Annotated in this window: 22 protein-coding genes; 11 read left to right on the forward strand and 11 right to left on the reverse strand. The window is 42.7% G+C overall.

From position 1 onward, the window contains the following. The 5 genes from ACP2WE_RS25490 to ACP2WE_RS25510 form a co-directional block, all read right to left on the reverse strand. A partial coding sequence (locus ACP2WE_RS25490) for a DUF3854 domain-containing protein (protein ID WP_425218330.1) occupies positions 1 to 681 on the reverse strand: 681 nt, incomplete at its 3' end. Beyond that, positions 681 to 878: a hypothetical protein gene (locus ACP2WE_RS25495; RefSeq protein ID WP_425218331.1), complete on the reverse strand. Its 198-nt coding sequence runs from the start codon at positions 876 to 878 to the stop codon at positions 681 to 683. The genes ACP2WE_RS25490 and ACP2WE_RS25495, both read right to left, overlap by 1 nt. A gap of 437 nt (positions 879 to 1,315) precedes the next feature. Beyond that, positions 1,316 to 2,092 carry a hypothetical protein gene (locus ACP2WE_RS25500; RefSeq protein ID WP_425218332.1) on the reverse strand — a complete coding sequence of 259 codons (777 nt, stop codon included), beginning with the start codon at positions 2,090 to 2,092 and terminating at the stop codon, positions 1,316 to 1,318. Beyond that, positions 2,093 to 2,686, reverse strand: a complete 594-nt coding sequence (locus ACP2WE_RS25505; RefSeq protein WP_425218333.1) for a hypothetical protein — start codon at positions 2,684 to 2,686, stop codon at positions 2,093 to 2,095. Then, complete coding sequence (locus ACP2WE_RS25510) at positions 2,683 to 2,880, reverse strand: ribbon-helix-helix domain-containing protein (RefSeq protein ID WP_425218334.1); 198 nt, start codon at positions 2,878 to 2,880, stop codon at positions 2,683 to 2,685. Before ACP2WE_RS25510 ends, ACP2WE_RS25505 begins: the two co-directional genes overlap by 4 nt. A 140-nt stretch (positions 2,881 to 3,020) precedes the next feature. Here ACP2WE_RS25510 and ACP2WE_RS25515 point away from each other — a divergent pair, with 140 nt between their 5' ends. The 5 genes from ACP2WE_RS25515 to ACP2WE_RS25535 all read left to right on the forward strand — a co-directional run bounded on the left by ACP2WE_RS25515 (position 3,021) and on the right by ACP2WE_RS25535 (position 5,674). Further along, positions 3,021 to 3,272 (forward strand): hypothetical protein, encoded by a 252-nt coding sequence (locus tag ACP2WE_RS25515; RefSeq protein ID WP_425218335.1) that lies wholly within the window; start codon positions 3,021 to 3,023, stop codon positions 3,270 to 3,272. After that, positions 3,269 to 3,487, forward strand: coding sequence for a hypothetical protein (locus ACP2WE_RS25520; protein ID WP_425218336.1), 219 nt, complete (start codon positions 3,269 to 3,271; stop codon positions 3,485 to 3,487). The genes ACP2WE_RS25515 and ACP2WE_RS25520 overlap by 4 nt, the downstream gene beginning before the upstream one ends. Before the next feature lie 12 nt (positions 3,488 to 3,499). Further along, positions 3,500 to 3,799: a hypothetical protein gene (locus tag ACP2WE_RS25525; protein WP_425218337.1), complete on the forward strand. Its 300-nt coding sequence runs from the start codon at positions 3,500 to 3,502 to the stop codon at positions 3,797 to 3,799. 94 nt (positions 3,800 to 3,893) lie between these two features. Beyond that, positions 3,894 to 5,186, forward strand: a complete 1,293-nt coding sequence (locus ACP2WE_RS25530) for a type IV secretory system conjugative DNA transfer family protein (protein ID WP_425218338.1) — start codon at positions 3,894 to 3,896, stop codon at positions 5,184 to 5,186. Positions 5,187 to 5,236: 50 nt separating this feature from the next. Beyond that, positions 5,237 to 5,674, forward strand: a complete 438-nt coding sequence (locus ACP2WE_RS25535; RefSeq protein WP_425218339.1) for a hypothetical protein — start codon at positions 5,237 to 5,239, stop codon at positions 5,672 to 5,674. Between the two features lie 59 nt (positions 5,675 to 5,733). On the opposite strand, the gene ACP2WE_RS25540 is transcribed toward ACP2WE_RS25535, so the two are convergent. Both ACP2WE_RS25540 and ACP2WE_RS25545 read right to left on the reverse strand, forming a co-directional pair. Continuing rightward, positions 5,734 to 6,711, reverse strand: a complete 978-nt coding sequence (locus ACP2WE_RS25540) for a hypothetical protein (RefSeq protein WP_425218340.1) — start codon at positions 6,709 to 6,711, stop codon at positions 5,734 to 5,736. A 2-nt stretch (positions 6,712 to 6,713) separates the two neighbouring features. Next, positions 6,714 to 7,325: a molecular chaperone DnaJ gene (locus ACP2WE_RS25545; protein ID WP_425218341.1), complete on the reverse strand. Its 612-nt coding sequence runs from the start codon at positions 7,323 to 7,325 to the stop codon at positions 6,714 to 6,716. 218 nt (positions 7,326 to 7,543) lie between these two features. Here ACP2WE_RS25545 and ACP2WE_RS25550 point away from each other — a divergent pair, with 218 nt between their 5' ends. The 6 genes from ACP2WE_RS25550 (at position 7,544) to ACP2WE_RS25575 (ending at position 10,941) form a co-directional block, all read left to right on the forward strand. Next, positions 7,544 to 8,158: a ParA family protein gene (locus ACP2WE_RS25550; RefSeq protein WP_425218342.1), complete on the forward strand. Its 615-nt coding sequence runs from the start codon at positions 7,544 to 7,546 to the stop codon at positions 8,156 to 8,158. After that, the gene (locus tag ACP2WE_RS25555) at positions 8,155 to 8,520 is read left to right on the forward strand and encodes a hypothetical protein (RefSeq protein WP_425218343.1); all 366 of its coding nucleotides are present in this window, start codon (positions 8,155 to 8,157) and stop codon (positions 8,518 to 8,520) included. Before ACP2WE_RS25550 ends, ACP2WE_RS25555 begins: the two co-directional genes overlap by 4 nt. A gap of 178 nt (positions 8,521 to 8,698) precedes the next feature. Then, a complete protein-coding gene (locus ACP2WE_RS25560) occupies positions 8,699 to 9,370 on the forward strand; it encodes a recombinase family protein (protein ID WP_425218344.1) in 672 nt (223 codons plus the stop codon). 2 nt (positions 9,371 to 9,372) lie between these two features. After that, positions 9,373 to 9,663 carry a hypothetical protein gene (locus tag ACP2WE_RS25565; protein ID WP_425218345.1) on the forward strand — a complete coding sequence of 97 codons (291 nt, stop codon included), beginning with the start codon at positions 9,373 to 9,375 and terminating at the stop codon, positions 9,661 to 9,663. A 63-nt stretch (positions 9,664 to 9,726) separates the two neighbouring features. After that, entirely contained in the window at positions 9,727 to 10,317 is a 591-nt protein-coding gene (locus ACP2WE_RS25570) for a hypothetical protein (protein ID WP_425218346.1), read from the forward strand. 120 nt (positions 10,318 to 10,437) lie between these two features. Continuing rightward, entirely contained in the window at positions 10,438 to 10,941 is a 504-nt protein-coding gene (locus tag ACP2WE_RS25575; protein WP_425218347.1) for a hypothetical protein, read from the forward strand. Positions 10,942 to 11,290: 349 nt separating this feature from the next. On the opposite strand, the gene ACP2WE_RS25580 is transcribed toward ACP2WE_RS25575, so the two are convergent. The 4 genes from ACP2WE_RS25580 to ACP2WE_RS25595 all read right to left on the reverse strand — a co-directional run. Continuing rightward, on the reverse strand, positions 11,291 to 11,902 hold the full coding sequence (locus tag ACP2WE_RS25580; protein ID WP_425218348.1) for a hypothetical protein: 612 nt from the start codon (positions 11,900 to 11,902) through the stop codon (positions 11,291 to 11,293). 669 nt (positions 11,903 to 12,571) lie between these two features. Beyond that, positions 12,572 to 13,036: an SMI1/KNR4 family protein gene (locus ACP2WE_RS25585; RefSeq protein ID WP_425218349.1), complete on the reverse strand. Its 465-nt coding sequence runs from the start codon at positions 13,034 to 13,036 to the stop codon at positions 12,572 to 12,574. Beyond that, a complete protein-coding gene (locus ACP2WE_RS25590; protein WP_425218350.1) occupies positions 13,036 to 13,500 on the reverse strand; it encodes a deaminase domain-containing protein in 465 nt (154 codons plus the stop codon). Before ACP2WE_RS25590 ends, ACP2WE_RS25585 begins: the two co-directional genes overlap by 1 nt. Further along, positions 13,466 to 16,067 (reverse strand): DUF3854 domain-containing protein (locus ACP2WE_RS25595; RefSeq protein WP_425218351.1); only part of this gene is annotated, 2,602 nt, incomplete at its 5' end. The genes ACP2WE_RS25590 and ACP2WE_RS25595, both read right to left, overlap by 35 nt.

Genomic DNA, 16,067 nt, shown 5'->3' on the forward strand with positions numbered 1-16,067 from the left:
TGGCTTTAAATGCTTACTCAGAGAGCGATTTACAGCCTGCTTTGCTTTTGGCTTCGAGTCGGAATCGAGAGCAATGTAGACATCTCGATCTTTGAGGAATGGAAGCAGATCGGGTGAAGCCAAGCACGAGCAACCGTATAGAGCGATCGCTACATACCCATGAGTCAAACTAGAAAGGGCTTTACCGCCGCCCTCAGTCACAAAGACGGGTATCTCAGGATGATTCCTAAGCCAAGCCCAGAAACTACCCTCTAAGGGGACTTTAATCCCATAGCGATCGCCTATTTTCTTGCGGATGTCCGCAGGAACAGCAGGAAAATAGGCGCGATTGCCTGCTTGATTTGGTGAGAGGTAGATATAGCCACGATTGTCTTTATCGCTCTCGATAATGAATTGCCAGATCGACCCATCCTCAGTCAAATATGGGACAGCATGGCGGTACTGGTGGCGACGAACGCCATCCTCTTGAGTCTGATAATCGCTGTAATCGACAAGCCCAAACAGATCGACAATGCTCTGAGCAATCGCACGTTTACTGAGGTTGATGTCCTTAATTTTGGCTAAGAAAGCCTCGCCACGCTCTAAGGTTCTTTCACTTTCTAGGGGTGCAAAATTTCGCTTAGCACCTTTGGCAAAGTGAACCGTATGCTTTAATTTTTGTGGGGCAAAAGTGGTAATCATTACTTCACCCCCTGATCGCTTTTTTTGAGAACCTTTTGGCAGTCAGCGATCGCATGTTCGAGAACCGTGTAAACCAAACGTTGTGCTGGCATTACCTCACAACTTTTAACAGCGGCTGAGGTTTTTTGAAGTAAAGATAGAGTAAACTCTATGCTTATACGATCTTCTGTAGTAAAATATTTATAGCTATCCTTCATCGACTAAACTCCTGTTTTAGGTGTGTTTAGCCGCTCAAAGCTTCTAGAGAGGTGCATTAAAGAGATTCAAAATGAGCTTGTCCAATAGACGGATCTATCTCACGAATGTACAAATCTCTAAATTTTGGATACACTGGTGTCAAGTTAGTTAGGAACAAACTTTTTCAGTAATTGTTGGATTGCGAGTTCAACAATTACCTAGACACTTAGCCGTTTTTAGCACCTTCTAGGAAAGCTAGGCGGCTATTTGTTGTTTATGGGCGAAAATTAACTTGCGGACAAATTTAGATGGGTCTAAATTTTCAGATTGTGCCAATTCCTTTAATTCCTCAACTTCGGACAACAGCAATCGGAATTTAAAGTATTTCTCTCGTTTCGCTCTTTTTCTCATGTTTTTTGTTGCCTCATTTCTTATCTCTAAATTAAAACATCTAATTTTAAGAAATCTGATTTTGATTATTGACTCCTGAATTTCTTACTGCGTAAGCATTCCAGAAAACGAGTTTTTCCGTAAGCAAGTCGGGCGTGATGCTTGGCAGAATATAATTACTACTGCCACGATTGGATTGAAGCCTTGCTTTGCCATCTTTGATGAAAATATCGCACCATCCTGCGCCTGTTGTTCGGTCTTTGATGAATTCGGTATAAGCTGCAATATATTCGGCATAAGCCATTTGCAAAGGGGTTTTAGGCTTTTTAAAATCTCTAGCTTTGAAAGCGATCGCAGTATCAATCATCAAGTGAAAATGCGGATATAGTTGCTTATTCAAAAATGGATTTTCTCCTAGTTGGAGGCTGCGACAAACATCTCGTCCTCTACTCTGACCATCTTTGCCCTTGTTAGGTCGAAAGGCTTTAATTTTCTCTACCTTGTTACCGCGTTTTGCTTCAGTCAAAGAAGAGAAGTGATTTATCGCGCTAGTAGCTATGAGGTCTTGCAGAACAAGTAGGAACCAATCAAGACCATTTTCATATTTTTCGCATCTGTAAAATACCTTTCTGACAACCCAAGCTTTCTCGCAAAGGTGATAAATCTTTTGAAATACCACGCCTCTTAGTCTGTAGTGCCTCATATCTCTGAATTCCTTCCTATTTGTTTTAAGCCATTCGTGTTTTTCGCCAAATTCAAGATGTAAGAACCATATAAGAGCTAATTCCTCTTCAAATAAGTGCTTATAAAGCGCATCTTGCCTGCCTGAATCTAGGGTGTCCATCTATTTTGCTCCTTCATTATTTTTGTGATCGCCACTAGGTAAACCATAAGGCTCAATACCGTTGTCCTTAAGCAGTGAAGTTAAATAAGCGATTTCTCGATCCTTGTCAGCATCGATCGCAAAGCCCTCACCCAAACGATCTAGATCAGACTGCAACTGACTGACCCTTGCAGATAAGCGGTCATCGCGCTCTTGCTCGGTGCGAGAGATGCCAAAGGCATTATCAAAACGACGCTCTAAGGTTTCAAGAATCAGTGCCATGCAGAGAGTTAAAGCTTTTTTATTGCCTCGGTAAGCTTGCCACATCCAATAAGCGCTTACTGTTTCCAGTGGCAATGCTCTAAATCTGCTTTGCCCCCTACCCTGATTAGGATCTGACTCTATCTCAGAAATCGCGGGTGTATAACCTTCACCTAGCAAGGCTTTAACAGCATTTGATTGTAAAAATTCGCGGGCGTTTCTTTCACTTAAACCTACAGTTTCAGCCGCTTGTGTCTGTGACATCCGATAGCTGCCATCAGGCAGCATGAAACCATCAACAGTTAGCGCCCCGATCTGCACTGTGGCGCGGGTGGCTTTGATCGAGTCAGTCATGACTTTTTGTCCTGGGTGCGATCGCTAAATTTTTCCTCTAAGGCATCTGCAAGAATATTCGCAGCAAGATTTGACACAGAGCGCCTTTCCTTTGCAGCCCACTGCTCTAACTGTTTTTTCTGTTCGGGTGATAAGTAAACCGCGACAACTTCGCTGGTACGTTTGCCCACGTTTGACGCAATATTTACAACCATCGAATTTTAGCCTCTTGATGCAGGTAATACTAGGCTATTATAGGCTACTATTGGCTACAATAGCTTGTGTTTAAACAAAGCACCGAGCCAGTTACGAGGCTTACTCGGTGCTTATTATCCCTATTCAGGACTTAACCATTATGCCGAAAACTAAACTCGATATACCAAAGCCAAAGCCACGAACTAACCTTGAGGATGCGATCGCCTCAAAACTAGCAGAGCAGATTCTTGATGATGTGGACATTGCCAAGCTGGGACAGGCAACTCTGAAACACATCCTTACTGGTGCTAAGAATCGTTTTCTAGACTGGCTTTTAGCTGATTCTACCTTTGTACCAATGGGTGAAACCTATTTGATTGAGTCTGAGCAGGAGGAGGCAAAGGCAGCATGATCGTCACCACCCGCCCGCGCAGAAAATATCGACTCTATCGCGCCAAACCTACCCGAAAAGCTGCGGCATGGTTAAAGATTCTGGTAGCGATCGCTATAACCCTTTGTACTGCCTGCGCTGTGCCTTTTGTACTGCTTGCAGCTCCCTTTGTAGCGATCGCTGGTTTCTTTCTCTGCCTAGCTTTTGCACTTGTCACTGTTTACAGAATGCTTTGAATGGAGGGAACCATGATTATTCAAAAACTCAAGTCTCACTTAATCACTGGTACGGTTTGCTTAGGCATAGGCGCGATCGCATCGAGCGTTATTAGCTCGTTCAAGCCGTCTCAAACTGCCCCTAGTACAAATCTAGCCGTTGCTGCGAACGTTACCACAGAGCTAAAAATAGACCCAATCCGACAGGATTTAACCAACAAGTTGCAAGCTTGCTACAGGTTGGGCGGATATCGACTACCTGACAGCTTGAACAGTTTACCAGCAAAGGATTTGAATAATTTGCTGTATGAGTGCAATCTGAGGCAATCTTAAGTTTTTGCGGGTTACCGCAAAGATTTTACGGTTGAGCGTAAAAGGTGGGAAAATCCCACCTTTAAAACTATAAACCTTGCTGATTAAGGGTTTCATGAATATTACTAACGATCAATTTCACCCATCTCAAGTTCTACTTGGTACAGAGGTCAAGCGGGTATCTTCCAAGGCGAGTAATTGTGCTTTAATTGCTGGCTGTGCCTTGTCTCTGGCTTGTTTGTTACCGAGTCACTGGACAAGTAAGACGATCAATCTTGCCGTCGCGGGTGGTTTATTTGGCTTGAGTTTCAGGCTTCAAAGGCTTTGTGAGGATTCAAGCGACTACGAACAGATAGCGACGAGTGAGAGTAAATCAGGTTTTGGTGTTTGGCTAAATGCAAGTTTTGAGCCCCCACGTAGAAAGGAAGTAGCGATCGCCCCCACAGATCCACTAGAACCAATAAAATTCGCTGACATCCGAGAGGCATTAAAAAAGCCTCATATCATGCTCGTTGGCAGCACAGGGGCGGGTAAGTCAACGTTAGCAAAATACTTAGCCGCGAATTGCCAAGCCTATGTGATTGTTATCGATCCTCACATGGCAAAAGGTGACTGGGGCGATCTTCCTGTTTATGGTGCGAAAAGGAATTACACCGAGATTGCAGAAATCATGGGTGTGCTTCTAGAACTGATGCAGCGGAGGCACGATCGCCGACCTGAGGGTGAGACGAACTTTGCTCCAGTGGTAATAATTGCAGACGAATACCCCAGTATTGCCGCAAGTCCAGAAGCAGGGAAGATTGCTTCTAGTTGGATGAAATTAATTAGTCGTGAGGCTCGTAAGGTTTCGATTCGATTGGTGCTATTAACGCAGAGTCCAGAAGTCAAAGCGATCGGGCTTGAGGGTGAAGGAAGTGTTAGAGATAATTTTTGCTTTGTTCGGCTGGGCGAATTTGCGATCGACCATGCAAAAAGTTTGAAGGATGTTGCAGTATCGAACGCGGTAGAGAATGCCTCTAGACCATGCCTGATAGGTAATACCTTGTGCAACTTACCCGAACTTAGCGATCGTATAGCGATGCCTGTGGTGTCAATTCCTGCTGACTTTGCAGAATTGACAAGTGTTGACAAGTTGACATCAATTGACGAATTGACAAGCGTTGACAGCTCTTTGCTACCCGCTAATGGGCAATCATCCCCTGTCAATTTGTCAAAGCCTCTAGCGTCAATTTTGGAATATGCCAAGCGTCAGGCTGGCTTTGTTACAGCCAGCCAAGTTAAAGCAGGGGTCAGGCTTTTCAGGGATAGTCCTGTCAGCGAGATTCGATCTTATTTTCAATGGTTGTGCGATCGCGGGTATGGCACTGTGCGAGGTGATGCTGAGAGTTTAGAATTTAGCGCAGGGTAACGCCTGCTTAACCTGATAATCTAACTGAATTACTCCTAGCCAAAATAAATATGAAATACTTTGGAATTGCATTTCTGTGTTTGGGCTTAATAACTGGATGTGGACAAGCCTCTCAACAGAAAGACTCTCAACAGAAACGCCAGATTGCAGGGACTATTGTACCCTCTGACGAAGGGCAAAGACTTGTAGGCTACAAGGATGGGGACTTGTGTCCTGAAATCTATAACACAGGCAGCTATAGTGATTTAGCAACAGGTGGATCGGTAAAAGTTAAAAATGCAAAGGGTGAAATCATTGCGATTGGTAAATTAACAAATGGAAAGGTTAAACCTTTTCAGGGCGCTCTCTACTGCTTTAAAGAATTTCAAGTTTCAGATGTTCCCGACTCTGATTTCTACTCTATTTCTGTGGGTACTCGAAACGACCTCACATTCAGTAGAGACGAATTAGAAAAGAAAAATTGGAGCCTAGAACTAGTCATCAAGTAGCGATCGTTATAGTAGATCTGAAGTAGTGCGATTCTCTGGCATTACCACGTACAGACTTACTATGAAATTTTTACAGATAGAATTTGTTTAACCTTATTTAATCTGAAAATGATTCTGTAATTATCTGGATACAGTTGTTGCACAAATTGAATCAAGTCATCAGCAGTACAAGTCTTTTGATATCCTCCATTCCATGTATGGAAATCGTTATGAACTTCCTGAGACAATGTAATGAGGTTATCTTCACAATCTGCTAAGTGCTTATAGTGATTTTGGTCATAGATATGATGCGCGACAATATTCACAGTTCTATTTTGTTTGTCTCGCTTTATAGCTGTAACTTGACATTGACTTTTATCTCGTTTTTTAGCCTTGTCCATTGCTGATTTAATGCGTTGTTGTCTCGCAGCTTCTGCATCAATAATAAGTTTAAATGTCTTCCTACCTACGACCTCTACAGCTTCACACCAAGCTCTACGATCCTTAACAGTTAATGCTTTGCCTAAATGACGGGATAATTTATAAATTCCTGAAAATGAATAATAACGAACTCCATCAATATCATCAAAATCTTCATACAATATCAATGGACTTTCTGAAGTCCTAATCTCCTCAAAAGCCTTATTAATCCTTGCATGGTTGGTACAAAAAATATTGACAATATCTTTTTTAGATAAAAAAAGACGACTATCTTTAGTTATTAGCGAACTACAGTTCTCTTGGATTTTTTGATTAATAAAAGCATTGCGAATTTTTTCTTTATGCTTAGTAATAAACTCTACAATACGCGCCCAAATACTTTGAGGTTGAGTCTCATCAATATATTTAGCAATTGCATAAGCACCTTGTTCTGAGAATAGACGTTCATTTAAGCTTTTATTGAAGTGGATAAAATGATAATTCTCTTGCAATTCCCATTCATCATTTGGATTTGCATCAAAGAATTTTATTATCTCATCTAGCCTATCTATGGAGATTTCTAGTATTTTGGCTAATTCTGATTCTCTAATAGTAAAACCTGATTGTTTTGCTGTCACAACTACGCCTCAGCACTAATGCTTTTATACATAGTTGTAATGCGATCAAATATCGCTGTATCACCCGTTACAGGTACGTCAGGATGATAAATTTTACTTAATCCGTGGTAAGCATTTTTGATGTCTTGGAGTGTTGCCGTTTTTGGGTCTAAAGCCAATACTGTCCAAGGTTTTGAGTAGTTAAAAATGTTAATCCCGTTTATACATCCATAACCCTGCTCATTCATTTCATTAGGTAGAATACCTATAAACTTGCGATAAAGCCTCTCCCACCCGTCCTTTACGGTCAAATTTAGATCTGTTATTCCATTTGTCGCCATGTTAAAAGCACCAGATTTTTTTAGTTCTGTTGTGTTTTTTACAGCGAACTCCTTATAGATTGCCTCTTTTAACTGTGCCAAAGTTAAGGGCTTAACTACTACATCTTTTTTCTTGTGATTTTCTACAACAAACTGAGCAAATGTTTCTAATACTGCACGCTCTAAGCTGTACAGCCCCTCTAAGCGAGTAATTTCACCTTGAATGTATGTGTTTAGAGTCGCTACTACTTTTTCTTTTTTAGGCTTACTTGCCTTTGTAGATGGGGCTTTTGCCGTAGATGTTTTTGTTGGCATAGGGACTGATTAAATATTGCCATTGTGCATATTGTGAAATTTTACTTTATGAAAAACTGTAAATCAGTCAATTTTTATGAACTCGGATTTACTCTCTTAGATGCCAGATAGGAAATCTAAAATCCTGAATTGCTGAAAATCTGGAATTTCAGATCGCCAAAAATCTAGATTTCTAAAACTGCGATATTCTGATTTTGCAAAATCTGATTTCTACGCAAGTGAAAAAGTTTGTAGTCACTGGATTTAAGGGCGGTATCGGCAAATCTGTAAGCAGTCTGCATATCGCGGCTGTGTTGCAACTGCGTAGTTCAGTTGTGGTTATTGATGGCGATCCAAATGAATCATTGATCGACTGGACTAGTAAGGGTAATTTATCTATCCCTGTGATTCGGGCATCAGAAGCCAAACAGAAATTAAAAACGTTAGCCCCTGATTATGCTGTCTTAGATACGGCTGCACGTCCTGACCTTGAAGAGTTGCAAGCATTAGCCAGACAGTCTGATTTACTAATTTTGCCCTGTACGCCCGATGCGCTAAGTCTTCGAGCCTTAACTAAAACAGTCAAAACCTTACAAGCATTAGGCTCTGATAAATATAGGATTTTACTTACGCGAGTGCCACCAGGGCGAAAGGTGGGAGAGCAAGCAGCCGAACTATTGCGATCGCATGGCTTGCCAGTCTTTAAGACCCACATCCGAGAATATGCTGCCTATGAATATGCCGCTCTCTCTGGACAACTGGTAAAAGATGCTCGTGATGCCAATGGGAGAAAAGATCGAAATGGGGCGATCGCCTTTAGCGACTACCTAGCGATGGGGCATGAATTACCATGAGCAAACCTAAGTCAACCAAAAATATTTTTGAGGATGTGTTTGGTACTGATGAAAGTGTCGAACCAGTTGCACCGATAGTTAGTGAATCCCCATCTTTCCCAACAAAACCAGTAGGTAGACCGAAAGCAAAAAAATCATCACCAGATCACCGCCCTGCATCTGCCTATATTGAAAAGTCTGTCGATAAGGCAGTACGCATCAAACTTATAGAGCTTGAGGATGAATATGGTTTTAGACCTGAGTTCAGCGACTTGGTAAACGATTTATTGAAATGCTGGCTAGAAATCCAGAATGGCGAAACACCAGATATCTGCTGGTCTAGATTTTCAGATCGCCAAAATACCGAAAGACTGAAAGGCTAGCTTTCTGGTATTTCAGATAAATTACTGACTGAAATAACACATTTAACAAAACCGCTCCCTTTTGTTAAATGTGTCTAACAACTTGTCAAACATTTTGTCTTACATTATTGCATTGTCTAACAAAATGTCTTACAATGTATTACAACAAGCAAGACAAATCGTAAGACAGAATAAGACAGTGACAAAAGCAATCGGATACGCAAGGGTTTCAACTCAGGAGCAAGCAGATCGCGGGTACAGCATCGATGCTCAAATCGATAAGATTAAAGCCTATGCCTCCCTCTATGACATTGAGTTAGTCGATATTGTGATTGACGCGGGTGTATCGGCAAAGTCACTTAATCGTGATGGTCTTACAACTGTTTTACAGATGTTAGACAATGGCAAAGCAGACGCGGTGGTTATCTTCAAATTAGACCGTCTAACTCGTTCGGTAACTGACTGGAACATCTTGATCGATAAGTACTTTGGTAAATATGCGTTGCTATCCGTATCTGACCAGATCGACACCAGAACGGCAGCGGGTAGATTATGCCTAAATGTCTTGATGTCTGTTGCACAATGGGAACGTGAAGCGATTGGTGAACGCACCAGTACAGCCTTACGCCACAAACAGAGCCAAGGCGAACACGTCGGATCGCCTGCTTACGGGTTCGAGATGGTAGACAAGAAATTAGAAAAGATTGCTGTCGAACATGAAGCGATCGCACTGGTTCAACAGCTAAAGCAGGACGGATTGACCTTACAGGCGATCGCCGATCATCTCAACGAACAAGGTATCAAAACCAAGCGCGGCGCTATGTGGCAACCCATGCAGATTAAGCGTTTAGTAGATCGGGGTGTCGCATAAGCATGAATGAAATGGAAGCAGCTACCCGCCTGTTTGGATGGCTAGAAGTCAGACAAGCGTTAGACAATCGTAAGGCAGCAACGTCTTACAGTTTGTCTAACGCTTTGTTGGTTGCCACTGCAAGCCACGAGCTGAGAGCAAAATTGAGAATGTCCGAACAAGACGCGATCGCCTATTGCCTGTCATTGCCAAAAGATTTAAAGCAATGTCTTATCTGTTCGCTAGTCAGAAATATTAGCAGTGAAGTTATCGAGTCTCTGGGATTTATAGAGACTGTCTTACAAGACTACTAACAGTAGTAAGACAGCTATGTTAGACTATTTGTAAGACATAAGTAAGTCAAAGGATTTTAGGCAATGGGTAAAGAAACTAAATCGGTTACTTTCCGATGTCCTGACGATGTTTATCAAGCCTTGTCTAACTTTGCGTTAGACAAAAGTATTACAAAGGATGATAAGCCGATTATTAGTGAAGCACTGGTTACAGCCCTACGCATTGGCTTGGGTCTTAATGAAGATGTTCCCACGTCTAACGCTGTAAATAAGGATGCCTTACAACAGATTCAGGAGCAGATCGACGATTTGTCTAACAAACTGTCTAACACTGTAAGTAAAGATGAGTTGAAGGAAGCGATCGCACGTCTGGAGGTAACAGAACCTGCAAAAAAAGTCTCTGTCACTGATACGGAAAGCAGCCTAGAGACTGAAGTTGTACCAGTGGTAAATGCAAGCAGTGGCATGAGTCGAGACGCTGCACATGCGATCGCGCGCGCGCGAGGGTGCAGGGCAGAAGATCCCAAGTCCTTCAGCGACGGATTCACTAGAAGTGAAGAGCTTCAATATGGTTTCACCAGAGTCAAGCTCAATCCAGAATTGAAAAAAAGGTATAAGACAGGCAGTACTGACAAATATTGGTATTTTGATACCATTGAAACCCATAACCAGTAAGGTTTTGACCTCACCTCGCAGAACTCGATTTAGCGCTATTTGGTGAGGCTTTTGATTTAGGTAGAATCACACATGAGGCATGGCTAGCAAGGTTTACAGGCAATTCTGAGAGGTGATTTTATGGCAGAGCGAAAAATTGGAGCTGATGCGGTTAGGGGCGATGGTCAACTAGAAGCCGTCAGCATTTCGACTATTTTAGTCGCGGGTGATGCGTCTGTTCCAATGTTTACTAAGCAACTTGATAAGCCACTTAACAATGATGAGATCGAGTTGATGCTCAGCAATCAGGCGATCGTACTGAATATCATAGCTAATCGGCAAATACAGCTCAGTGCCGATATTTTACAGGTGACCGCGAACAGAAGTGACGCTAGGGTATTAAGCGAGCGATACCTCAAGAATGGCTACAAGGCTTTTGAGTTATCTCGAAAATGCCTAACTGCACTCAATGAAGTTCGCAATCCTAAACGGTCTGCAACCTTTATCAAACAGCAAAATAATCAACTTAATCTCAATGGTGATCGTGATGGCGAGACGATGGACAGAATCTCAGAAGGCAAGACAGAGAGCTTTAATCCAAACGTGGCAACCTTGGAAGCTCTCGACAGGTGCGAAAACACTTGAGGGGAAGGCTCGAAGCAGTCAGAATGCTTTGAAGTCTGGAGACTATACCGCCGCCGCTTTGAAGGAACATCGAGAACTTAGGGCTTTGTTTCGTGAACTTGAAGCACAACTCAAAAATTCAAAATATTTTTGAGTGGAATTTTCAAAAACGAACTATTTAGCGATCGCCACTATTGGGGAAATCCGTGCAATCAGAAATCGGTCTTATGAGGTTTTTTCTCACTCGCGTTCTTATGTTTTTTTCATTTCAGACATTTTGTCGATTTCTCATCTTGCTACCTCCAGCCGTTCGATATAGGCTGGCAGCGGTAGGCAGTCATCGAACAAATCTCTCAATGTTGCAACCCCGTCATAGATCGGCTGCTGCTAGTGGCTCAAACGCTTCCTGCATAATCAGCTTTAGCGATTCGATTCCTTGGGAGAACCTGACCAAAGCATCAGGCGGGAACCATCCACAATCAACTAAAACCGTAAGCGCTTCAAGCTCGTCTAGTTTTTTAACCTCTCCACCTGTCGCCAATATGCCAAGCTCATCAGCATATTTATCTAAGGCGATCGCATCCTTCAAACTCCATTTATCCGTAGGGTTGATAATTGTCGAACCATCATCATTAACAATGCGTTGAGTTATTGGAATAGTAAGCATTTGACTGGCTTTTTTCTTATACTTTTCGCGCCTATCCCATGCGTCCTTCTCCATCTCTAACCGTCTTTCAAGTCGTAATTTTTGCAATGCGATTGATTGCCTTTTTAATTGATCGGCGTCAAACTGCCTACATCGTTCGACCCATCCGCAATCGCTAGACCATTTTTCAAGATGTCTGACCGATCTCTGACCGATCTCTATCCGTAGTTTCTCAATCGTGCGATCGCTTCCCATATCCCGATAAACACAGAAAGCAGCCCACGATTTATCTGTATCGTGCGATTGGCGATCGTATGGCTTGGGTGATTTGCTCATGTCTGTCATTCTAATTGTAGAAATCCTTCAAGGTTGCAACCCCGCTCTTAAAGGTTTTAGATTTATTCAACCATTAATTAATAGGCGATCGCTGCTTTAGGATACGATCCAATAAAGGCTCAATACCATGCCGATACAGCATCAATATAGGGATGGAATTTGTACTTTTATAGATGAATATATTTCTATATAAAAATCATCCAAAATACTATCTGGCTTACCATGCAGATAATCGTTAGCCTGATTGTCAGTAATTTTATCTAGTTAAAAACTATATTTAGACATATTTTCTGTTTTGTCTTAAGTACGAGATTGCGTCATTTCAGCGGGGCTATTTGGTTAAAGCAAGCTATAGCTACAGCAAGACAAAATTACGCTAACGCGAATTTAATCTTGTTGTAGCCTAACTTGGCAAAGGGGACACCCCCTTGCAACCCCCGACGACTTTTTGAAGATATTTTCAAAAAATCAAAGAGTAACTGCTACGCAATTGCAAGGAGAAAATGAAACTAGAATTTAGAATCTACTTTTGAAAATGGTTCTAGCCTAATACCTATTTTTGTGCGTATCTCGGCTTTACCCCTTTTGGCGCTTTAACCAATCCAACAAAGAACCCCGCCGCAATTGGACGGGGTGACTCACGCTTAATGAGATTGCAAAAAATATTTTTTAAGCAGCCAAAGGCATTGAATATTTATTGTAAAGTTCAATTTCTACTGATAGAAAGTCGCTAAACTTATCATGGTTCTTAATAAAATGAGTCTCTTCCTGACCTTCACAATATGAGTAAATCGGTGGGTTATCACCTTCTGACAGCTTAAAAAAACTAAACTGATACCCCTGATGCATGAAAAATACAAAAGCGTCATCTGGTAGTGATTCAGGAAAATTATTCTCTTGCAATAGCTCCTTTGCCCAACCCTGAATTAGTGGTAACTGAGGGTAAAAGCAATCTTCACCTTGCAAAAACTTACCAGCTCCATTACCCATCATCTGTAAAAATTCTTTGTAGAGTTTAGGAAGGGAAATTTCTAGTTTTTGTTCAAGCTCAGTGATACTGCGATCTGAGCAGGGTAATAGTGTATTTTCACCCAAGACCCTTTCCATTTGTTCTGGTAAGTATCCTAAACCCATCACCCTTTTCTCCTTTGCACAACATCCGTATCTAGTATGCTTAGCTCAATGTTCGGAAATGCTTGCCGAAATTGGTTTATAACATAGCAACATGACAGACATGGTTTGCGTTCTGTGAATAGCTCAATCCTACCTTTTATACTTTTGTTTTGTGTATACCTTGAGGCAATTTCCTCTAAAAGTTTATATTCAGAGTCAAGCCCTCTAAAGTGACCAGGTGGCGGATCTAAAAGTTCAAACATCACCTGTTTAGGTAATCCAACCGACCCTTTACGGTCTGTTTTCCCACTAATGGCGAACAACTCAAAAAACGTCTCCTCTATCCAGCATCTTGCAATCGCAACATTTCGCGAGGGTGACGGTAAATTACAATTCACCCTGATTTCTGCAACTCTCTCCAGCCAAGGTATATCGCTTGGGACTAGCCGATCAGACATAACCGTAACTCTCCCCATAATTGGCATAGATTTTACCTATTTGCCTGATAACTTCCCGTGCTTCCCTAGCCACTCTTGCAGAATCAGTAAATCTAAATGGGTTATCGACAGTTGGCATATCTGCGGGAAAAGTTTGCATTTCTGAGCGATCGCCTTCCTTGAATGAGGCAACTGACTTAGGAGGCACAGGTGAGGATTGTGGTATTTTCGTGTTTTCTTCTACCTCATTCTGAGGTGTCACAGACCTTTCTATATGTGTACTATTAAAAGGTCTGTGACAGCTAGAAAGCTTACCTACAAAGGAATGTGAAGGAATAAGCTCTAACCCCTCACGGATCGCACGTTCGGCTCGACGGGTTAATTCGTCGCGGGTGATTGCTAGATCGGCTTGGCACAATTTGTAAAAACTGACTACCTTGCCGTCTATTCGTTGCTGCGATCGCTTGGACTGTAAACCAAGCCATCGAAGCAAAGCCCCAATATAGGCATTATTTTCGCCATCTTTGGCACAGGTGAGGCTTATCCCTGCTTCTGCCAGCGCATCGACTTTCTTGCCGTCACGGACGGTATTCCGTTCAGCCCTGAGTCTATTAGCAAGCTTGGCAGTTATCTCGGTTTCCTCATTCCAAGAATTGCCAGCCAAGATGTAATCTAGAAGTTCATGCACACCCAGAATTTCTAAGGCTTGTTGGGTGAGAGCATAGTGCTTCACGTCTTGAGGTGCTATCCCCTGTCCCCACTTACTCTGAATATCAACAGATTTTTTATCCGCAGCTCGTGCTAATTCGGGGTAGGCTTGACGCTCTAAACGCTCTAAGGCTTTGCGCTTGCGTCCTTTTTTGTCGCGTTCGATTTGTTCGATAGTGACAGTTTTTGGGGTGCGATCGGACCAGTTAGCTAGCTCGTATTTTTGCTTTGCCAATAACTCAGCCTCAGTTAGATCGCGACGATCCTTGTTTGCCTCATAAAACTGCTCACTCCAGTTATCAGCGTTGAGTGATTGCTTTCGTTGCCATGCCTCGAAGTCGGTTAACAAAACTCGTAAAGCGTCACGATCTTTCTTTGGTGCGTGCGTTTTATCAATCTGGACACTCTCAACCTCGTCTCTCAACCTAGCCACGATATCGGCTCGAAAGTGCGCTCGACTCCAGTTGTCAGCAGCTTGGTAGTGAAGATATGGATCGGTTTCGTCAAGGGATTGAGTACCTTCAATTTGGCTCGCCTTGGCTCTAAATTTGCTCGTGGTCAGGATAGCTTCTGGTGTCGTGTGGTTGAATTTGCCGTTAGATTTTGCTGCAAAAATAAATCTGGGGACTTGCGGACGGTAGCGATCGCTTAGCTGTAGAGCCGTACTAGCGCTGATTGAATCGGCGTGATAGAAGCAGAAAACCGCGTCAAAAAAATCTTCTTTGATGCTGAAACCACTCCGTAGCACTGGACTTACGATCAAAATTTTGGTTGGGTTTTCCCGAAGCCACTGATTAGGATCGTCAAAAAATCCCTTTTTAGGATCGCTCCGTAATTTGAATTTTGGCTCGTTTGCATTGTCTCGGTGGATAGAAACCGCCCCATAGTCTCGATACAGCCACTCAAGGGATTTTGCATCAGACTTACGAGAACAAGGAATTATGACGCGATCGCCTGCTGCAATTAACAAATCGAGCTTGTTTTTTAGTTCGACAAGATCGAAAAATAACGTCGCGAGGTAGGTTTTCTTAGGCGTGTTAACCCTGATGACATAGGGTGTTCGCCCTGTCTTGCGCTTCCAGAGTTCGGCTTCAAAATTGGTTAAATCTGCCGATACCGACAAAGTTTTTTCGCCTCTAATCTGTGCCTCCCAATAAAGTGACTCATTCAGCTTGCGCTTGCCGTCTTGACTGTGTGTGCTAGACGTGGCTAGGCTGTTGAGCTGTAGATCCAGCTCGTCATTAAAAATCACCGCGCCTTTTGTTAGGACATTCTCGATGTGCCCTTTCACTGCCTGAATGCTCTCGACGCAGAAGCTAAGCCGCTCGACATAACCGTCCTGCCCAACTAGCCGCCCCTGAATGCGATCGCAATCGGTACGATAGTCCACAAAGCCCTTAAAACGGCTAGCAAGGTTTTTAGCTAAGGATTCTAGGGGGGTAGGTAGCAGGGCAGAGTTAGACTGCTTGACAAATTGACCGCCTAGCTCAGATTTGCCTAGTGCTTTTGCCCCGCACAGAAAAATATCTCGGTAAGTTTTGTACAGCTCGTTTAGCTCGTCAATGGTTGGCAAGCTGTCCAGCTCAAGATCGGGGCTGATTTTCTCGGATTGCAACAGTGCGTTAGCTATAGACACTTCATGCTCGAACAGCCATTCATCGGAATTAATAGAACTAGCGATCGCCTGCTCTAAGGCTTCAACACCTAGATTAGCGAGTAAATCGTCTAAGCCTTTGTTCTTGCTATCCCATGTGACAACCTTAACGGACTTGGCTAATTCTGATAGTGGCTTTAAATGCTTACTCAGAGAGCGATTTACAGCCTGCTTTGCTTTTGGCTTCGAGTCGGAATCGAGAGCAATGTAGACATCTCGATCTTTGAGGAATGGAAGCAGATCGGGTGAAGCC

It is taken from the genome of Tumidithrix helvetica PCC 7403 (assembly GCF_965232925.1).
GTDB lineage: Bacteria > Cyanobacteriota > Cyanobacteriia > Pseudanabaenales > Pseudanabaenaceae > Tumidithrix > Tumidithrix helvetica.

What these genes read in the sequence shown, in the direction of transcription:
- ACP2WE_RS25495 (WP_425218331.1), bottom strand. Translation starts at nt 878, where the DNA reads ATGAAGGATAGCTATAAATATTTTACTACAGAAGATCGTATAAGCATA.
- ACP2WE_RS25500 (WP_425218332.1), bottom strand. Translation starts at nt 2,092, where the DNA reads ATGGACACCCTAGATTCAGGCAGGCAAGATGCGCTTTATAAGCACTTA.
- ACP2WE_RS25505 (WP_425218333.1), bottom strand. Translation starts at nt 2,686, where the DNA reads ATGACTGACTCGATCAAAGCCACCCGCGCCACAGTGCAGATCGGGGCG.
- ACP2WE_RS25510 (WP_425218334.1), bottom strand. Translation starts at nt 2,880, where the DNA reads ATGGTTGTAAATATTGCGTCAAACGTGGGCAAACGTACCAGCGAAGTT.
- ACP2WE_RS25515 (WP_425218335.1), top strand. Translation starts at nt 3,021, where the DNA reads ATGCCGAAAACTAAACTCGATATACCAAAGCCAAAGCCACGAACTAAC.
- ACP2WE_RS25520 (WP_425218336.1), top strand. Translation starts at nt 3,269, where the DNA reads ATGATCGTCACCACCCGCCCGCGCAGAAAATATCGACTCTATCGCGCC.
- ACP2WE_RS25525 (WP_425218337.1), top strand. Translation starts at nt 3,500, where the DNA reads ATGATTATTCAAAAACTCAAGTCTCACTTAATCACTGGTACGGTTTGC.
- ACP2WE_RS25530 (WP_425218338.1), top strand. Translation starts at nt 3,894, where the DNA reads ATGAATATTACTAACGATCAATTTCACCCATCTCAAGTTCTACTTGGT.
- ACP2WE_RS25535 (WP_425218339.1), top strand. Translation starts at nt 5,237, where the DNA reads ATGAAATACTTTGGAATTGCATTTCTGTGTTTGGGCTTAATAACTGGA.
- ACP2WE_RS25545 (WP_425218341.1), bottom strand. Translation starts at nt 7,325, where the DNA reads ATGCCAACAAAAACATCTACGGCAAAAGCCCCATCTACAAAGGCAAGT.
- ACP2WE_RS25555 (WP_425218343.1), top strand. Translation starts at nt 8,155, where the DNA reads ATGAGCAAACCTAAGTCAACCAAAAATATTTTTGAGGATGTGTTTGGT.
- ACP2WE_RS25565 (WP_425218345.1), top strand. Translation starts at nt 9,373, where the DNA reads ATGAATGAAATGGAAGCAGCTACCCGCCTGTTTGGATGGCTAGAAGTC.
- ACP2WE_RS25570 (WP_425218346.1), top strand. Translation starts at nt 9,727, where the DNA reads ATGGGTAAAGAAACTAAATCGGTTACTTTCCGATGTCCTGACGATGTT.
- ACP2WE_RS25575 (WP_425218347.1), top strand. Translation starts at nt 10,438, where the DNA reads ATGGCAGAGCGAAAAATTGGAGCTGATGCGGTTAGGGGCGATGGTCAA.
- ACP2WE_RS25580 (WP_425218348.1), bottom strand. Translation starts at nt 11,902, where the DNA reads ATGAGCAAATCACCCAAGCCATACGATCGCCAATCGCACGATACAGAT.
- ACP2WE_RS25585 (WP_425218349.1), bottom strand. Translation starts at nt 13,036, where the DNA reads ATGGGTTTAGGATACTTACCAGAACAAATGGAAAGGGTCTTGGGTGAA.
- ACP2WE_RS25590 (WP_425218350.1), bottom strand. Translation starts at nt 13,500, where the DNA reads ATGCCAATTATGGGGAGAGTTACGGTTATGTCTGATCGGCTAGTCCCA.